The 17260-nt window shown below is 71.3% G+C and carries 19 protein-coding genes; 9 read left to right on the forward strand and 10 right to left on the reverse strand.

Annotated elements, in window-relative coordinates:
• Positions 1-13: 13 nt before the first annotated feature.
• Positions 14-1240, forward strand: coding sequence for a bifunctional phosphopantothenoylcysteine decarboxylase/phosphopantothenate--cysteine ligase CoaBC (gene coaBC, locus IR155_RS10800; protein ID WP_135114840.1), 1227 nt, complete (start codon positions 14-16; stop codon positions 1238-1240).
• Here coaBC and IR155_RS10805 read toward each other — a convergent pair.
• Entirely contained in the window at positions 1234-3480 is a 2247-nt protein-coding gene (locus IR155_RS10805) for an LLM class flavin-dependent oxidoreductase (protein WP_135114841.1), read from the reverse strand. The two genes, coaBC and IR155_RS10805, sit on opposite strands and share 7 nt — an antisense overlap.
• Before the next feature lie 86 nt (positions 3481-3566).
• Here IR155_RS10805 and IR155_RS10810 point away from each other — a divergent pair, with 86 nt between their 5' ends.
• Complete coding sequence (locus tag IR155_RS10810; RefSeq protein ID WP_135114842.1) at positions 3567-4055, forward strand: MarR family winged helix-turn-helix transcriptional regulator; 489 nt, start codon at positions 3567-3569, stop codon at positions 4053-4055.
• Positions 4056-4114: 59 nt separating this feature from the next.
• The gene (locus IR155_RS10815) at positions 4115-4978 is read left to right on the forward strand and encodes an aldo/keto reductase (RefSeq protein WP_135114843.1); all 864 of its coding nucleotides are present in this window, start codon (positions 4115-4117) and stop codon (positions 4976-4978) included.
• 36 nt (positions 4979-5014) lie between these two features.
• On the opposite strand, the gene IR155_RS10820 is transcribed toward IR155_RS10815, so the two are convergent.
• From IR155_RS10820 to IR155_RS10840, 5 genes are all read right to left on the reverse strand, one after another.
• The gene (locus tag IR155_RS10820; protein WP_135114844.1) at positions 5015-5494 is read right to left on the reverse strand and encodes a VOC family protein; all 480 of its coding nucleotides are present in this window, start codon (positions 5492-5494) and stop codon (positions 5015-5017) included.
• A gap of 116 nt (positions 5495-5610) precedes the next feature.
• On the reverse strand, positions 5611-7110 hold the full coding sequence (locus IR155_RS10825) for an amino acid permease (protein WP_135114845.1): 1500 nt from the start codon (positions 7108-7110) through the stop codon (positions 5611-5613).
• A gap of 91 nt (positions 7111-7201) precedes the next feature.
• A complete protein-coding gene (locus tag IR155_RS10830; RefSeq protein ID WP_135114846.1) occupies positions 7202-8044 on the reverse strand; it encodes an NAD-dependent epimerase/dehydratase family protein in 843 nt (280 codons plus the stop codon).
• Between the two features lie 34 nt (positions 8045-8078).
• Entirely contained in the window at positions 8079-8303 is a 225-nt protein-coding gene (locus tag IR155_RS10835; RefSeq protein ID WP_135114847.1) for a PLDc N-terminal domain-containing protein, read from the reverse strand.
• A gap of 55 nt (positions 8304-8358) precedes the next feature.
• Complete coding sequence (locus tag IR155_RS10840) at positions 8359-9174, reverse strand: siderophore-interacting protein (RefSeq protein WP_135114848.1); 816 nt, start codon at positions 9172-9174, stop codon at positions 8359-8361.
• A gap of 126 nt (positions 9175-9300) precedes the next feature.
• Between IR155_RS10840 and IR155_RS10845 the strand changes: the two genes are divergently transcribed.
• The 4 genes from IR155_RS10845 (at position 9301) to IR155_RS10860 (ending at position 13193) form a co-directional block, all read left to right on the forward strand.
• Complete coding sequence (locus IR155_RS10845) at positions 9301-10329, forward strand: siderophore ABC transporter substrate-binding protein (protein ID WP_135114849.1); 1029 nt, start codon at positions 9301-9303, stop codon at positions 10327-10329.
• Between the two features lie 92 nt (positions 10330-10421).
• Positions 10422-11414, forward strand: coding sequence for an ABC transporter permease (locus IR155_RS10850; protein WP_135114850.1), 993 nt, complete (start codon positions 10422-10424; stop codon positions 11412-11414).
• Positions 11407-12441 carry an iron chelate uptake ABC transporter family permease subunit gene (locus IR155_RS10855; RefSeq protein ID WP_135114851.1) on the forward strand — a complete coding sequence of 345 codons (1035 nt, stop codon included), beginning with the start codon at positions 11407-11409 and terminating at the stop codon, positions 12439-12441. The genes IR155_RS10850 and IR155_RS10855 overlap by 8 nt, the downstream gene beginning before the upstream one ends.
• Positions 12438-13193, forward strand: coding sequence for an iron ABC transporter ATP-binding protein (locus tag IR155_RS10860; RefSeq protein ID WP_135114852.1), 756 nt, complete (start codon positions 12438-12440; stop codon positions 13191-13193). The genes IR155_RS10855 and IR155_RS10860 overlap by 4 nt, the downstream gene beginning before the upstream one ends.
• 9 nt (positions 13194-13202) lie before the next feature.
• Here IR155_RS10860 and IR155_RS10865 read toward each other — a convergent pair whose 3' ends face one another.
• On the reverse strand, positions 13203-13391 hold the full coding sequence (locus IR155_RS10865) for a hypothetical protein (RefSeq protein WP_135114853.1): 189 nt from the start codon (positions 13389-13391) through the stop codon (positions 13203-13205).
• A gap of 5 nt (positions 13392-13396) precedes the next feature.
• The gene (locus IR155_RS10870; RefSeq protein ID WP_135114854.1) at positions 13397-14083 is read right to left on the reverse strand and encodes a TetR/AcrR family transcriptional regulator; all 687 of its coding nucleotides are present in this window, start codon (positions 14081-14083) and stop codon (positions 13397-13399) included.
• An 89-nt stretch (positions 14084-14172) separates the two neighbouring features.
• On the opposite strand from IR155_RS10870, the gene IR155_RS10875 reads away from it, so the two are divergent.
• A complete protein-coding gene (locus IR155_RS10875; RefSeq protein WP_167760764.1) occupies positions 14173-14667 on the forward strand; it encodes a nitroreductase family deazaflavin-dependent oxidoreductase in 495 nt (164 codons plus the stop codon).
• Entirely contained in the window at positions 14664-15635 is a 972-nt protein-coding gene (locus tag IR155_RS10880) for an NAD(P)-dependent alcohol dehydrogenase (protein ID WP_135114856.1), read from the forward strand. The genes IR155_RS10875 and IR155_RS10880 overlap by 4 nt, the downstream gene beginning before the upstream one ends.
• Here IR155_RS10880 and IR155_RS10885 read toward each other — a convergent pair.
• Complete coding sequence (locus IR155_RS10885; protein ID WP_135114857.1) at positions 15632-16612, reverse strand: DNA-3-methyladenine glycosylase family protein; 981 nt, start codon at positions 16610-16612, stop codon at positions 15632-15634. The two genes, IR155_RS10880 and IR155_RS10885, sit on opposite strands and share 4 nt — an antisense overlap.
• Positions 16613-16641: 29 nt before the next feature.
• Positions 16642-17260: winged helix-turn-helix domain-containing protein (locus tag IR155_RS10890; protein WP_135114858.1), on the reverse strand; the 619-nt coding region annotated here is incomplete at its 5' end.

Consider the following 17260-nt stretch of genomic DNA (forward strand, 5'->3'; position numbering starts at 1 on the left):
GAAGACTGGCCGCATGAACACTTCGGCAGGCTCAGCGCACCGCATCGTCGTGGGGGTGACCGGCGGGATCGCCGCGTACAAGACCGTGCAGCTCGTGCGGCTGCTGGTGGGCGACGGACACGAGGTGCACGTTGTGCCGACGGCGGATGCGCTGCGCTTCGTCGGGGCGCCGACGTGGGAGGCGATCAGCCGCCACCCCGTCACGACCTCCGTGCACGACGACGTCGCCCAGGTGCGGCACGTCGCGCTCGGGCAGTCGGCCGACCTCGTGGTCATCGCCCCCGCGACGGCGAACACGATCGCCAAGATGGCCGCGGGCCTCGCGGGAGACCTGCTCGGCACGACGCTGCTCGCGACGAAGGCCCCCGTGCTGATCGCCCCGGCTATGCACACCGAGATGTGGCAGCACCCGGCGACGCAGGCGAACATCGCCACGCTGCAGTCCCGCGGCGTGCGGCTCATCGGGCCCGACAGCGGCCAGCTGACCGGAACCGACAGCGGACCGGGCAGGATGAGCGAGCCCGCCGCGATCCACGCCGAGGTCGTGCGGCTGCTGGAAGGCGTGCGCGACCTCGCGGGGCTGCGCCTCGTCGTCTCCGCCGGCGGCACGCGCGAGCCGATCGATCCGGTGCGCTTCATCGGCAACCGCTCGAGCGGCCGGCAGGGGATCGCTGTCGCGCTCGCCGCGGCACACCGCGGCGCCGACGTCACCCTCGTCGCCGCGCACGTGGAGGAGGGTGTGCTCGCGACCGTGCCCGACGGCATCCGGATCGCCCATGCCGGCACCGCGGCCGACCTCGGCGAGCGGATGACGGAACTCGCGGGTGACGCCGACGTCGTGATCATGACCGCGGCCGTTGCCGACTACCGCGTCGCGAACGTGGCCGACCACAAGCTCGCCAAGGAGGACGGCGCCCCGTCCCTCGAGCTCGTCGAGAACGCCGACATCCTCAAGGGGATCGCGGCCTCCCGCCGCGACGGGCAGACGATCGTCGGGTTCGCGGCCGAGATGCCCACCGCGGACGAGACGGTGATCGAGCGCGGCATCCGCAAGCGCCGCCGCAAGGGCGCCGACCTGCTCGTCGTCAACGAGGTGGGCTGGGAGGCGGGCTTCGAGCGTCCCGACAACTCGGTCTCGATCATCGGCCCGGACGATGCCGTCGTCGCGCAGGCATCCGGCACGAAGCGCGAGGTCGCCGAGGCGCTGCTCGACGCGATCCTGCAGCTGCGGGGTCAGTGACCCGCGGGATCGACGGGGAAGTTCGCCCGGAACACGTTGTCCGGGTCCCAGGCCCGCTTCACCTGGCGCAGGCGCGGCAGGTTCGCCCCGAACGCGTCGACGAGCCGCTCGGGGCGCACGTCGGTGTCGAAGGACAGGTAGAGGCCGTCCGTGTGCGGCGCGACCACCGCGTCCCAGACCGGATCGAGCTGCGCGTGCGATCGGCCGAGCGCCGTCAGCAGGAAGTTCTGGTGCCGGTGCGGGTAGGCCGTCGCGTCGGGGGCGAGGTCATGCGCGGCGCCGCCCGTGGCGCGCACCTGCAGGAAGTACGCCGCGCTGGATCGAGCCAGGTCGGCGAAAGCGCGCGCCGTCGCCTGATCGAGGTGCTCGACGAGGCCCGTGCGCGAGACCGGGTCGCCGCCGCCCTGGTGGTGCCGGTCGCCCGGCTGGACCACGCCCGAGTACGGCAGCACATACGCCTTGTGGTCGAGCAGGGGCCCGGCATCGGCGAGCCGCTCGAGCGCCGTGATCGCCGCAGCCGTGTCGTCGCCCGCGAAGATCGTCATGAGCTGCGCCACCGCCTGCTGACCCGGGCGCACCGGCGGAAGGATCAGGAAGCTCGTCAGCTCGCGGGGTGACGCCTCGACGGCCGCGCCCCAGCGCTCGAGCAGGCCCGCGGTGTCGGTGGCGTCGTAGACCATCTGCGAGTACACGACGTCCCCGAGCCGCATCGCGTCGATCTCGAGCGCCGTCACGATGCCGAGGTTGCCGCCGGCCCCGCGCAGGCCCCAGAAGAGATCCGGATGCTCGTCCTCGCTCGCGCGCAGGATGCGTCCGTCCGCGGTGACGATCTCGGCGGCCCGCACGTGGTCGATGGTGAGGCCGTACGCGCGACCGAGCAGGCCGATGCCGCCGGTTGTCGCGAGCCCGCCGACCCCGACCCCGCCGTAGTCGCCCGAGCTGATCGCGAGACCGAGGGGCGCGAGCGTTGTGGCGACCTCGCCCCAGGTCGCGCCCGCGCCGATCCGGATCCGCCGGCCGTCCCCGATGGCGCCGCCGAGCGGTTCGATCGCCGACAGCTTCCGCAGGTCGATGACGACGCCGCCGTCGTTCGTCGACCTGCCGCTGACGCCGTGGCCTCCCGACCGCACACCGAGCGGCACGTCCTGCGCGCGGGCGTAGCCGAGCGCCTCCGCCACCTCCGCCGGGGTCGAGGGGAGCAGCACAAGGCCGGGTCTTCCCGAGCGCAGGTAGTTGTGGCGCACGTCCGCGTAGCCGCGATCGCCCGGCTCGACCGCGCTCGCCGCGAGTGAGGCGGGCACGGCGTCGTAGTCGATTTCCTCGCGGCGGGCGGCAAGGGCGGCGGTGCCCCGGCGGGCCGTCGCGGCGACCGTGCCTCGGCCGGCGCGCTCGCGGGCCACGACCTCGCGCACCGCGGGGGCGACCTCCTCGCCGAACGTCTGAAGCGTCGTGGGGTCATCGCTCGCGACGATGAACGTCGAGATGCCGTCGTCGAGCGCGAAGCGGACGAGCTCCTCGATCCAGCGGCCGGTGTCGCCCTGGGGCCCGATATTCAGCAGCCGCGTGATCTCGGCCGGGCTTCGTCCGGCCTTCTCCGCCGCCTCGTCGATTGCCGCGTTTCCGCGCTGCAGGTCGCCCGGCTGCAGATACGCGAGCGAGGGCAGCCAGCCGTCCGCCGACGTGCCGGTGAGGCGCAGCATCCGAGGCTTGTAGGCGCCGAGCCAGATCGGGATGTCATGCGCGGGCGCGGGGCCGCGCTTCGCCCCCTTCACCGCATGGAACCGGCCGTCGACCCGCAGGGGACGCCGGTTGCCGGCGTCCCAGATCCCGCGGATGATCTCGATCGCCTCGCCGAGCGCCGTCACTCCCTCGCCCGGGGTGAGGCGGGTGCCGCCCATCCCCTCGATCGCGTCCCAGAAGCCGCCCGCGCCGAGGCCGAGGGCGAAGCGCCCGGACGAGAGCAGATCGAGCGAGGCGGCCGAGCGCGCGAGGACCGCGGGCTGGCGCAGGGGCAGATTCAGGACGTTGCCCGAGACGGTGATGCGCGAGGTGGAGGCGGCGACCCAGCTCAGCAGCGTCCACGTGTCGAGGAACGACGGCTGGTACGGGTGGTCCTGGAAGGTCACGAGATCGAGCCCCGCCTGCTCGCTGACCTGGGCGACCCGCACCGGCTGCTGCGGGTCGGCGTTCGTGGGGGTGAGGAACGAGCCGAACCTGAGTTCCTGGCCGTAGTCGGGCATCCGGATCCCTCTCCTAACGTTCTGTCTGACAGATCATCTGCTTGACAACTCATCTGTTGACCATCCTATTCCGGTAGACTCGGGGGATGGCCGCCACCGATCGGATCCCTGCGCGCACCGCGCCGAGCCGGTCGATGCTCGGCTGGTCGCTCACGGCTCTGCTACGCGAGTGGAAGGCGCGGGTCAGTGCGGTCGCCGAAGATCTCCCGCACGGAGAGCGCAGCTACCAGGTGCTCGCGATGAGCGCACACGAGGAGCCGCCGACGCAGGGTGCGCTGGCCGCGCGCCTCGGCATCGACCGCACGGTGATGACCTACGTCCTCGACGACCTCGAGCGCGCCGGCCTGATCGAGCGCCGGCTCGACCTGGCCGATCGCCGCGCCCGCCGCATCGTGGTGACCGAGGTCGGACGCGGCGTCCTCGATGAGCTCGACGAGCGCGTCGCCGAGGCTGAGGCCGAACTGCTGTCGGGGCTCGCTCCCGAGCAGCGCGACCTGCTGTGCGGGCTGCTCGAGCACGCGGCAAGCGGAGCCGCTCCCGGTGACGACCGCTGCGGCGTCGTCGCCCGCGGCTGACACCGTCCGGCCGCGTCGCCCCAGGGCGCCCCGGCGCGGGTCGCATTAGGCTCGATCACATGGCCGGCTCCGACGCACGCATCGACATCCCCGCGATCACCCTCAACGACGGCACGTCGTTCGCCGAGCTCGGTCTCGGCACCTACAAGCTCACCGACGAGGACGGCATCGCCGCGATCGAGGCGGGAATCCGCTCGGGCTACCGCGTGCTCGACACCGCGGTGAACTACGGAAACGAGCGCGAGGTCGGCGAGGCGGTCCGTCGCGTCACCGCCGAGGGCGCGATCGGCAGGGACGAGCTCATCGTCACCACCAAGATCCCCGGGCGCCACCACGGCTACGACGAGGCGATCGCCAGCGGACGCGAGTCGAACGCGACCCTGGGCCTCGGGCGCATCGACCTGCTGCTCATCCACTGGCCGAACCCCCGCGTCGACAAGTACGTCGACACCTTCAAGGGGATGATCGCCCTGCGCGACGAGGGTCTCGTCCGCTCGGTCGGCGTCTCGAACTTCACGGAGGAGATGCTGCAGCGGCTGATCGACGAGACCGGCGTCACCCCCGCGGTGAACCAGGTGGAGCTTCACCCCTACTTCCCGCAGGGAGCGCTGCGGGCCTTCCACGCCGAGCACGGCATCCGCACCGAGAGCTGGAGCCCGCTCGCCCGCCGCAGCGAGCTGCTGACCGAGCCGCTGATCCGCGATCTTGCCGAGGCGTACCAGGTGAGCCCGACCCAGGTCGTGCTGCGCTGGCACGTGCAGCTCGGGTCGACGCCGATCCCGAAGTCGGCGGATCCGGATCGCCAGCGCGAGAACGCGGACGTCTTCGGGTTCACGCTCGACGACGACCACGTCGAGGCGATCTCGGCGCTCGAGCGCGGCCGCCTGTGGGACGGCGACCCGCTCACGCACGAGGAGTTCTAGAGCCCGGCGGCGCGGGCCGCGTCACTCCTCGCCGCATCACTCCTCGTCGTCGAGATCCTCGTCGTCGAGGTCGTCCTCGTCCAGATCCTCGTCGTCCTCGTCCAGGTCCTCCTCGTCGAGGATCGAGATCATCCACTTCACGCCGAAGCGGTCGGTGCACATCCCGAACAGGCCACCCCAGTCGGGCTCGGACAGGGGCAGGGTGATCGAGCCGCCCTCCGACAGCGCCTCCCACCACTCGCTGAGGTCCTCCTCCTCGTCGCCGCTGATCGACACCGAATGTCCGCCGGGGCCGTCGTACGGCACGCCGGAGGGGGTGTCGCTGGCCATCAGCACCATTCCATCCGGCGTCTCGAGCACGGCGTGGAGGACGAGGTCTGCGTCGTCGGGGTGGTGGTCGAGCTCGCTGTCGCCGAAGGTCTCGATCTCGAGCTCGCCGCCGAACACCGACTGGTAGAACTCCATCGCCTGGCGCGCGGTGTCGCGGAAGGTCAGGTAGGGATTGAGCACGGGCACGGCGACTCCTGACGGCGGGTGTCTTCGGGTGGACGGGGTTCAGTCTCGCCCGGTCGCCGACGCCCTGGCAAGGGTCACGATGCCCGCGTGTCGGTATCGATCATCCGGCCCGCGGGTCAGTCCCGGCGGGCCGCCGTCTCGCGCTCCTGGATGCCGAGGCGGCTGTGGCGACGCGAGTACAGGAAGTACACGACGACGCCGATCGCGAGCCAGACCAGGAACCGGATCCACGTCTCGAGCGTGAGGTTCAGCATCAGGTACAGGCAGATCACGGCCGACAGAATCGGCACCACCGGCACCCACGGCACCTCGAACGCGCGCGGCAGGTCGGGCCGCGTGCGGCGCAGCACGATCACGCCGATCGAGACCAGGACGAACGCGGCGAGCGTGCCGATGTTGACGAGCTCGGCGAGCGTCGACAGCGGCACGAACGCCGCGAGGAGCGCGATGATCACGCCGGCGATGAGGGTGATCCGGTACGGCGTGCGGAAGCGCGGGTGCGTCTTGGCGAGGCTCTTCGGCAGCAGGCCGTCGCGCGCCATCGCGAAGGCGACGCGGGTCTGGCCCATGAACAGGATCATCGCCACGACGATGAGGCCGATGCACGCGCCGATCGCGATGAGGTCGCCCATGATCGGCAGGCCGACGCCGTCGAACGCGGTCGCGAGCGGGGCGCCGTCCTCGGGGTCGATGTCGCGGTAGTTCTGCATGCCGGTGATCACGAGCGACACCGCCATGTACAGCACCGTGACGATCGCGAGCGCGCCGAGGATGCCGCGCGGAAGGTCGCGCTGCGGGTTGCGGGTCTCCTCGGCGGTGGTCGCCACCACGTCGAAGCCGATGAAGGCGAAGAACACCATCGCCGCCGCCGCGACGACGCCGCCGAGCCCGAACACGCTGGGCTCGAGCCCGAAGATGCCCTGCACGATCGGCTGGTGGAGCGCGCTGCCGCCGGCGTCTCCGGCGGGCGCCTCGGCCGGAGGTACGAACGGGATCCAGTTCGAGATCTTCACGAAGAACGCGCCCACCACGACCACGGCGAGCACAACGAGCACCTTGAGGCCGGTGATCAGCTGGTTCAGGCGGCTGGAGAGCTTGATGCCGCCGATCACGACGAACGTGAGACCCAGGATGAGCAGGCCCGCCGGCAGGTTGACGAAGCCGTCCTCGACCGTGCCGATCGCCGCCGGGATCTCGAACCAGGTTCCCTCCAGCACCACGGCGAGGTACTGGCTGAAGGACGTCGCCAGTGCGGCGGCGCCGACCGTGAACTCGAGGATCAGGTCCCAGCCGATGATCCACGCGAGCAGCTCGCCGAGCGTCGCGTAGGTAAAGGTGTACGCGCTTCCGGCGACGGGCACGGTCGAGGCGAACTCGGCGTAGCAGAGGGCGGCGAGGGCGCATGCGACGCCGGCGATCAGGAACGACAGGGCGATGGCCGGGCCGGCGTTCGTTGCCGCGGCGTGGCCGGTGAGCACGAAGATGCCCGCGCCGACGCAGACGCCGACGCCGAACAGGATGAGGTCGAAGACCCCGAGGTTCTTCTTCAGCTCGTGCTCGGGCTCGGCCGTGTCGGCGATGCTCTGCTCGATTGACTTCGTGCGGAACAGGCTCACTTCTCTCCTCGTCTCGCGGTCGCTTCTTGTCTCGCTGTCGCTTCTTGTCTCGCTGTCGCTTGTGGTCGTGGTGTCACTTCTGGGCGCGCGGTCACTTCTCGTCGCGCCAGCTGTGCGCCGGCTCGTATCCAAGCAGGCGCCGCGCCTTGTCGATCGACAGCAGCGTCGTGTTCTCGCCGACCTCGCCGGTGACGGGGACGTCGGGGAAGACCTCGGCGAGCAGCTCGGCGTTCGGGCGCGTTGTCACGGTGTCCGCCGCCGCGATGATGAAGCGGTCGAATCCGGCCGGCGCGGTCTCCAGGGCGCGCGCGACGGCCTGGGCGCCGTCGCGGGCGTCGATGTAGCCCCACAGGTTCCACTTCCGATCGCGCGGATCGGCGTCGTACGGGAACGCGGCGTAGTCCTCCGGCCACATCACGTTCGAGAACCGCAGCGCGGTGATCGACAGGGTGGGGTTCCAGCGCACGAGCTCGATCGCGAGCTGCTCCTCGAGGTGCTTCACCAGCGAGTACACCGACTCGGGGCGCGCGGGATACTCCTCGTCGACCGGCACATAGGGCGGCGGCACATCGAACGGCAGGCCGAGGACGGTCTCGCTCGAGGCGTAGACGATCCGGTCGATCCCGATTCGCGTCGCGGCCCAGAACACGTTGAACGTGGTGGCGATGTTGTTGTGGAACGTGGCCACGTCGGGCGCCAGGCCCGGGGCGGGGGTCGCCGCGAGGTGCACAAGCGCGTCGAACCCGTCGTGCGTGTCGCCGACCGCGGTCAGCGCGTCGACGACCTGTCCGTAGTCGGTCAGATCCACCTGCACGAAGTCGCGGTCGCGCGCGCCGACGCGGTCGAACCCGACCACCCGGTGTCCCGCGGCGCGCAGCTCGCGCGCGACGACCGATCCGAGCTTCCCCGATGACCCCGTGACAGCGATGCGCATGCGTTTCACCCTGCCACGAGGCGGCGGTGCGCGCTCAGCGCTTGACGCCGCCGACGAAGTACGCGAGCGGGCCGATCCAGTTGATCAGGATGATCGGGATCCACGCGGGCTTGGTCATCCTGACCTGCGTCGCGGGGCGCGCCCACAGGTCGGAGAACGCCGCCAGGGCAAGGCCGATCTGGACGAGGCCGACGAGCGCGAGGGCGACCTTGGCGAGGGGTGAGACGTTCCGCCGTGCGGTGCTGGTCTTGGTGGTCATGCCGCCATTGTGCTCCGCACGCCCCGGGCGTGTCTGGGGGCTTGACCCGCGCGGGTCAGCGGGCGCCCGGACCGTGCGGGGCGTGGTACTCCGACTCGCCGCGCTTCCAGTAGCCCTTCACGACCACGCGGTCGGCCGACAGGCCCCAGCGGTCGACGAGCAGCGCCCGTCCCGCCCGGACGATTCCCTGCTCGGCCGCGACGAAGCCGAACACGTCGCCCGCCGGGCGGTCGTCGGCGGTGATCGCCTCGAGCCGGGCAGCGAGCGCCGATCCCGCGGGAGCGTCGCCGCGGTGGACGAATTCGACCGGTGCCGACGTCTCGATCTGCACCTCGTGGTCGGCGTCCGCGACCTCGATCAGGATCGTGGCGGGGGCGCCATCCGGGATCAGTGCCGCGTAACGACGGATCTGCGGGATCGCCGTCTCGTCGCCCGCGAGCAGCCAGCCATCCGGCGTGCCGCTGATGCGCATCGAGCCGCGCGGTCCGCCGACCCCGATCGCCGAGCCGAGGGGAGCGGACGCCGCCCACACGCCGGCCGCGCCTTCGTCGCCGTGGACCGCGAACTCGAGGTCGAGCCAGCCCGTGTCGCCGTCGACGCCCCAGTACAGGGGAGTGAACTCCCGGCTCGGCTGGGCGCGCATCTCCTCGACCGTGGTCGGTGCGGGCGCGGCGGGGTCCGGAAGGAAGATCCGGATGTGGTCGTCGTGTCCGGTCGATCCGAAGCCCACGAGGTCGGCGCCCTCCACGCGGACGCGGACGTAGCCGGGAGTGATCCACTCTCGGGCGGTCAGGGTGCAGAACCGGAAGCGAAGCTCCAGAGGTTCCCGCTCGAGCGTGAAGGTCGTCGGGGTCGAAGTCGCATCCGTCATGAGAGTTAGGCTAACCTTTCCACGCCGGGCTTAGGGTCGCCTTACCTGGCCCTTAATGTGTGCCCCGGCCGATCCCCACACCCGAAAGACCGCGGCTGATACCGCGCTCTGGATAGGAGCATGTCCATGTCTGCACTCCGATCGACGCCCCCGGGCCCGCTCGTCGTCCGGCCCTTCGCCGGCCTGGCGCTGCTCGCCGCTTCGGCCCTCACGCTCGCGGCGTGCGCCTCGCCCGCGGCCGAGGCCGAGACGGCCGCCGAGCAGCCCGCCGCCGAGCCCACCACGGTGGAGGTGGAGGACAACAACGGCGTGCAGACGATCGACCTTCCGCTCGACTCCGTCGTCGCGACCGACAACCGCACGTTCGAGACGCTCGCCGACTGGGGCGTCGAGCTCAGTGCCGCGGCGGTCGCTCTCATGCCGTCGACCATCCCGTACGCGACCGACGACTCGATCATCGACCTCGGCAACCACCGCGAGCCCGACCTCGAGGCGGTCGTCGCCGTCGAGCCCGACCTGATCATCAACGGCCAGCGCTTCGCGCAGTACCACAACGACTTCGCCTCGCTCGCGCCCGACGCCACCGTGCTCGAGCTCGACCCGCGCGACGGCGAGCCGCTCGACGCCGAGCTCGCCCGCCAGGTGACCGCGCTGGGTGAGATCTTCGGCAAGCAGGACGAGGCGGAGCAGCTTGTCGCCGACCTCCAGGCCGCGATCGACCGCGCCAAGGCGGCGTACGACGACAGCGAGACCGTCATGGCCGTGAACACCTCGGGCGGCGAGGTCGGCTACATCGCGCCGGGCGTCGGCCGCACGCTCGGCCCCGTGTTCGATCTGCTGGGCCTGACGCCCGCGCTCGAGGTCGAGGGCGCAACGGACGATCACCAGGGCGACGACATCTCGGTCGAGGCGATCGCGGACTCGAACCCCGACTGGATCCTCGTGATGGACCGCGACGCCGCCGTCGCGGCGGACGACCCGGCGTACGAGCCGGCCTCCGACATCCTCGAGAACTCGGAGGCGCTCAAGAGCGTGACGGCGATCCAGGAGGAGCACGTGATCTACATGCCCGCCGACACCTACACGAACGAGGGAATCCAGACGTACACGGAGTTCTTCAACGAGCTCGCCGACGCGTTCGAGGGCGCCGAGTGACCTCGGTGTCCTGAGCCGCGGGCGGCGGGGCCGGCATGGCCCTGCCGCCCGCATCCGCACGTGTCCCGACCCGGCGATCCGGAGCCTTCCCCATGACGACCACCACCTCCGCCCCTCGGGTGCGCTCGCGCCCCGCGGGACGGCTCTTCGACCCGACGCTGCTGATCGGCGTCGTGGTCGTCGCCGCGCTGCTCGTGCTGTCGCTGTTCACCGGCGTGTACGACGTCGTGGGTGCCGACGACGGCTCGGAGATGTTCGCGATCACGCGCATCCCGCGCACGGTCGCGCTCGTGCTCGCCGGCGCCGCCATGGCGATGTGCGGGCTCGTGATGCAGCTGCTCACGCAGAACCGCTTCGTCGAGCCCACCACCACAGGCACGACCGAGTGGGCGGGGCTCGGGCTGCTGACCGTGATGATCATCGCGCCGCAGGCGGGCATCGTGCCCCGCATGACCGGCGCGATCGTCGCGGCGTTCGTCGGCACAATGGTGTTCTTCCTGTTCCTGCGGCGCGTGTCGCTGCGCTCGTCGCTCATCGTGCCGATCGTCGGCATCATGCTCGGCGCGGTCGTGGGATCCGTGTCGACCTTCATCGCGCTGCAGACCGACACGCTGCAGAACCTCGGCGTGTGGTTCGCGGGCAGCTTCACGTCGGTGCTGCGCGGCCAGTACGAGGCGCTGTGGATCGTGCTGCTGGTTGTGATCGCGGTGTTCATCGCGGCCGACCGGTTCACGGTCGCGGGCCTGGGCGAGGAGATCTCGACAAACGTCGGCCTGAACTACAACCGGATCGTGCTGATCGGCACCGCGCTGATCGCGATCGCCACCGGTGTGGTCACGGTCGTCGTCGGCAGCCTGCCGTTCCTGGGGCTGATCGTGCCGAACATCGTGTCGATGCTCCGCGGCGACGACCTCCGCAGCAACCTGCCGTGGGTGTGCCTGCTCGGCATCGGCGTCGTCACGGTGTGCGACCTGATCGGGCGGATCATCATCATGCCGTTCGAGGTGCCGGTGTCGCTGATCCTCGGCGTGGTCGGCGCGGTCGTCTTCATCGCCCTGCTTCTGCGGCAGCGTCGCCGTGGCTGACGTCGCCATCGCCGCCCCCGCACGCGAGCGCCGCTCGGGATCGCTGCCCACCGCCCGCGCCCGCCGCCGGTACACGATCGTGCTTGGCGCGCTGATCGTGCTCGCGGCCGCATTCGGCTTCGGCCTGCTCGCGTGGGGCAACCCGATGCCCGTCGGCTCGGACGGCTTCTGGCGCATCGCCGAGCTGCGCGGCACAGCCGTGACCACGATGGCGGTCGTGGCGGTGTGCCAGGCGATCGCGACCGTCAGCTTCCAGACCGCGACGAACAACCGCATCATCACGCCGTCGATCATGGGCTTCGAGTCGCTCTACGTGGCCGTGCAGACCTCGGCCGTGTACTTCCTCGGCGCCGCGGGCGTCGTGGCGATCCAAGGGCTCGGGCAGTTCATGCTGCAGGTCGCGCTGATGGTCGGGCTGTCGCTCGCGCTGTACGGCTGGCTGCTGTCGGGCCGCTACGCGAACCTGCCGATCATGCTGCTGATCGGCATCGTGATCGGCGGCGGGCTCGGATCCGTGTCCACGTTCATGCAGCGGCTGCTCACGCCGAGCGAGTTCGATGTGCTGTCGGCGCGCCTGTTCGGATCGGTCTCGAACGCCGATCCCGCGTACTTCCCGGTCGCGATCCCGCTGTGCGTCGTGGCGGCCGCGCTGCTGTGGGCGCGGGCCGACCGGCTGAACGTGCTGGCCCTGGGGCGCGAGGCGGCGATCGGCGTGGGCCTGAACCACCGCTTCGAGACGATGAGCGTGCTGTTCCTCGTCTCGATCCTGATGGCCGTGTCGACCTCGCTCGTGGGGCCGATGACGTTCCTCGGCTTCCTCGTCGCGACGCTGTCGTACCAGCTTGCCGACACGTTCGACCACCGCCTGATCTTCCCCGTCGCGGCGCTCACGGGCTTCGTCGTGCTGTCGGGCGCGTACTTCGTGATGAAGAACGTGTTCTACGCGCAGGGCGTCGTCTCGATCATCATCGAGCTCGTCGGCGGCACCCTGTTCCTCATCGTCATCCTCCGGAAGGGCCGTCTGTGATCTCCCTCAGCCAGGTGCGCAAGGACTACAGCAGCGAGGTCGCGATCGGCCCCGTCGACCTGCAGATCCCGGCGGGCGGCATCACCGCCCTTGTCGGGCCGAACGGCGCCGGCAAGTCGACGCTGCTGACGATGATCGGGCGCCTGCTCGGGATCGACTCCGGCACGATCGAGATCGCCGGTTACGACGTCGCCACGACCGCGTCGAAGGATCTCGCGCGGATCGTGTCGATCCTGCGCCAGGAGAACCACTTCATCACGCGGCTGACCGTGCGCCAGCTCGTCGGCTTCGGGCGGTTCCCGTACTCCAAGGGACGGCTGACGGTGGCCGACGAGGAGATCGTGAGCCGCGCGATCGACTTCCTCGACCTCGGCGACCTGGAGGGGCGGTACCTGGATCAGCTGTCGGGCGGGCAGCGGCAGCGGGCGTACGTGGCGATGGTGCTGGCGCAGGACACGGAGTTCGTGCTGCTGGACGAGCCGCTCAACAACCTCGACATGCGCCACTCGGTGCAGATGATGCAGCACCTGCATCGTGCCGCGGCGGAGCTCGGCCGCACGATCGTGATCGTGCTGCACGACATCAACTTCGCCGGGCACTATGCCGACCGGATCTGCGCCGTCAAGGACGGCCGGGTCGTCGAGTTCGGCACGCCCGACGAGATCTTCACCGACGACGTGCTGACGCGCGTGTTCGAGACGCCCGTGCGGGTGATCGAGGGCCCGGCCGGGCCGCTCGCCGTCTACTACTGACGCGAGCGGCTACAGCCGGGATCCGTCGTCGTACTCGTCGCGCCCCGGGTTGTCGCCCTTGCGCGCCTCGAAGGCGAGGAAGAGCCCGAGCGAGACGAGCAGGCCGATCAGCAGCCCGAGCCACACGTTCTGCAGGTACACGGCGCCGAGGATCGCGCCGACGACGAGCACCGCGACGCTGCGCAGGATGAGCCACATGCGTCTCAGGCTAGGCGCTCGCGCTCGGCGCGACGCTCGAGCCCGTCGAGCAGCAGGTCGAGGCCGAACTCGAACTCCGACTGGTCGTCGCACCAGCCGAGGGTCGAGCCGGGGTCGTCGTGCGCGATGTGCGCGAGCATCTCGACGAGGTTCGGTGCCTCGGCGGCCATCTGCATAAGCAGCTCGGGCGAGGCGTCCTCGTCGGCCGACCCGGCCGGATCGAACAGCTCCTGCGTGAAGCCGAAGGCGCGGCTGCCGAGCGCGTGCATCGCGTGATGGACGAGGTCGTGCGACATCCCGCCGCTGCGCATCAGCCCGACGAGCGCGTCGGTGTAGCGCACGATGTGGGGGCCGAAGCTCGTACGGCTCTCGAAGACGCCCGGCGCCCACGGGTGGCGCAGCATCACCTCGCGCGCGGTCAGGATCCGTCCGCGCAGGTCGTGCTTCCAGTCGCCGGTCGCCTCGAGCGCGGCGACGGCATCCTGCATCTCCGCCGCGACCGCGTCGGCGAGGCCGTCGAGCAGGGCCTCCTTGTTCGCGACGTGGTGATACAGCGACATCGCCTCGACGCCGAGCTCGGCCGCGAGGCCGCGCATGGTCAGGCCACCGATGCCCTCGCGGTCGGCGAGGGCAACGGCGGTCTGCAGGATCCGGTCGCGGCTGAGGGCCGCGCGGACGGTCGTATCGGTCATGGTGCTCAGATTCTAGGCCGTGCCCCTTGTCTCCCTTACGTTGTATGGATACCTTACGCAGTAAGGCTGTTCGCGGAAGGGAGCGGATCATGCGGGCGTGGATTCTCGGGATCGGGGGCGCGGTCGTCGCGCTCGTCGTCCTGCTGCTGGCGGGGCTCGTCCTGTCGATGCGGCTCAAGTGGCAGCCGGGGCTGCGGTTCGTGCGCCGCCTCGGGCGTGACCACTTCAACCGGGCTGTGCTGCGCACGGCGGGCGGTCCCGGAGAGTCGACGCACGTGATCCGGCATCGCGGGCGGCGATCCGGGACCGCCTTCCGCACGCCCATCGGGCTCAGCCCCACGGGCGACGGGTGGTTCGTGATGCTGCCGTACGGGCGCACCCCCGACTGGCTGAAGAACGTGCTCGCGGCGGGCGAGGCCGAGGTCGAGGTGGACGGCGGCGTGCACGCCGTGACGGATCCGCGGGTCGTCTCGCGCGCGCACGTCGCGCCCCTGCTGTCGCGCGCGGAGCGGACCGTCGCCGCCGTGTTCGGCGTCGACGACTTCCTGCTGCTGCGGCGCGCTCCCGTGCAGGCGCGGCGATGAGGGCGCTGCAGCGCGAGAGGTACGGCGGGCCCGAGGTGCTCGCCGTGCGCGAGGTCGCGACGCCGCGGCCGGGCCCGGGGCAGGCGCTTGTGCGCGTGCGGGCGAGCTCGCTCAACACCGCCGACCTCGACCTGCTGTACGGCCGACCGCGCATCGCCCGCATCGGGTACGGGCTCCGGCGTGGACAGTCGGGCGGAATGGGGCTGGATCTCGCGGGGGAGGTCGTGGAGGTCGGCGAGGGCGTGACCGGGCTCCGCCCGGGAGATCGGGTGTGGGCGGATCTGTTCGACCAGGGGCACGCAGCCCTCGCCGAGTACGTGTGCGTCTCGGTGGTCGCCCTGCACCCGATCCCGGACGGGGTCTCGGTTGCCGATGCCGCGACGGTGCCGCACTCCGGCCTGCTCGCGCTGCAGGGGCTGAAGCCGGCGGGGCCGATCCGCGCCGGGGAGCGCGTGCTGATCAACGGCGCGGGCGGATGCGTCGGGCCGTTCGCGATCCAGCTCGCGAAGGCGCGCGGCGCGCACGTCACGGGAGTGGATGAGTCCGCGAAGTTCGACCTGATGCGGACGGCGGGCGCGGACGAGGTCGTCGACTACGCGGCCGTCGACATCACGCGCTGGGGCCGCCGCTTCGACGTGGTGCTCGACATCGCCGATACGCGCGGCCCGCTCGCGATGCGGCGGTGCCTCGCGCCGGGTGGGCGGTACTCGCTGATCGCGCGGCGGCTCGGCTCGTTCGCGTCGTACGTGCTGTTCGCGCCGCTCGTCGGCCGCCTCACGGGAACGCGGATGGGCACGATGTTCTGGAAGCCGAATCCCGCCGAGTACCTCGCGGAGTTCGGGACCCTGCTCGCCTCCGGGGCCGTGCGGCCGATCGTCGACAGCACGTGGTCGCTGGAGAACGCGGTGACGGCGTTCGAGCATCTCGACGCGGGCCGCGCCCGCGGAAAGGTGCTGGTTGTGCCTTAACGGGCGCGGTGGTCCTCGGGGTGAAGGCGCGGGGCACGGCGCGGCTCGCTCACCCCGGACGCGAGGATGTACCGGATCGCGCGCTGCCGTTGCCCCGCCCACGGCGCGAGCAGCTCGAGCATTCCGTCGTCCTCGACGCGGCTGCCCGTGAGGGCGTAGCCCACCTGGTGCGCGAGGTGGAAGTCGCCGACGCTCACGGCGTCCGGGTCGCCGAACGCGCGGATCCGGGTCTCGGCGGCCGTCCACGGGCCGATGCCGGGCAGGGACGTCAGGATGGCCTCGCGCCGGTCGGCCGGGCATGTCTCGACCGCGCGGACGAGGGAGTCGCCGCGGCGGGCGGCCTCGACGATCGTGCGGCTCTGGGGCGGCTCGAGGCCCGCGCGGTGCCACGCCCATGAGGGGATGCGCCGCCAGCCGTCGATCGTCGGGGGAGCGAACATCGGCTTCGGCGTCGGGCCGGGGACGCGCTCGCCGTACCACGTGACGAGCCGGCGCCAGGCGGCGAAGGCCTGGATCGCCGTGACCTTCTGCTCGGTGATCGACTGCACGAGGGCGTCGAAGAGCAGGTCGCCGCGGCCGAGGCGGAGGCCGGGGTGGCGGTGGTGGGAGTCGGCGATCAGCGGATGCAGCGAGGGGTCGAAGTCGGCGTCGTCGTCCTCGGCGCCGCACAGCGCGGGGGCCTGCGTGATCGCCCATTCGCGTCCCGGTCCCCAGGCGGCGGCGCGGACGGATCCGTCGCCCATCTGCCGCAGCGCGAGGCTTGCGACTCCGTGCGGTGTGCGGACCGCCCGCCAGATCACGCCGGCGTGCCACGCCTGGGCGGGGTCGCCCGGGCCGCGCTGGAACACCGCGACCGTTGCGTACAGGGCGAGGGGCCGCGCCGGCCGGTACACCGTCTCGAGCCGTGGGCCCGGGTTGGGCCGCGGGTCGCGCTCGCGCACGGCGATGCGCGATTCGAGCGCAGCGGACGGGATCACACGCTCACGCTACGTCGTGCCCCTGACAATCAGAACCGGTCCGGCGAGGGGGCGCCCGAGCCGTAGCGCACCGAGACATCCGCGTGGCGGTCGAAGCGGTAGCCGACGCCGCGGACGGTGCGGACGATGTCCTGGAACGCGCCGAGCTTCGAGCGCAGGCGGCGGACGTGCACGTCGATCGTGCGCTCGCCGGGGGCGTCCGCGTCGTTCGCGTCCCAGAGCGAGGAGACGAGCTCGCCGCGCTCGATCGTGCGGCCCTCGCGCAGCACGAGGTACTGCAGCAGCTCGAACTCCTTGAAGGTGAGGCCGGCCGACTCGCCGTCGATCACGACGCGCTTGCGCGAGATGTCCACGACGACGCCGCGGGCGGCCTCGGCCTGCTCGTCCGACTCGGTCTTGGTGCGGGCGACGGCGCCGGGCTCGTGCAGGGCGAGGCGCACGACGTCGACGTCGCGTCCCCCGGCGTGCTGTGGGGCGAGGGCGACGGCGGCGTAGGTCTCGGCGCTCGGGGCGAGCTCGGCGAGCGTGCGACGCAGAGCGTCGACGAGCACCGGCAGGCTGACGCCGTCGGCGGCGGCCTTCAGTTCGTCGAGGCCCACGTAGAGGGCGAATCCGCGGGGCGTGGCGGCGGGCTTCGCAGCCGGAGCG

Origin of the sequence: Microbacterium paludicola (assembly GCF_015235415.1) — a bacterium.
Taxonomy (GTDB): domain Bacteria; phylum Actinomycetota; class Actinomycetes; order Actinomycetales; family Microbacteriaceae; genus Microbacterium; species Microbacterium paludicola.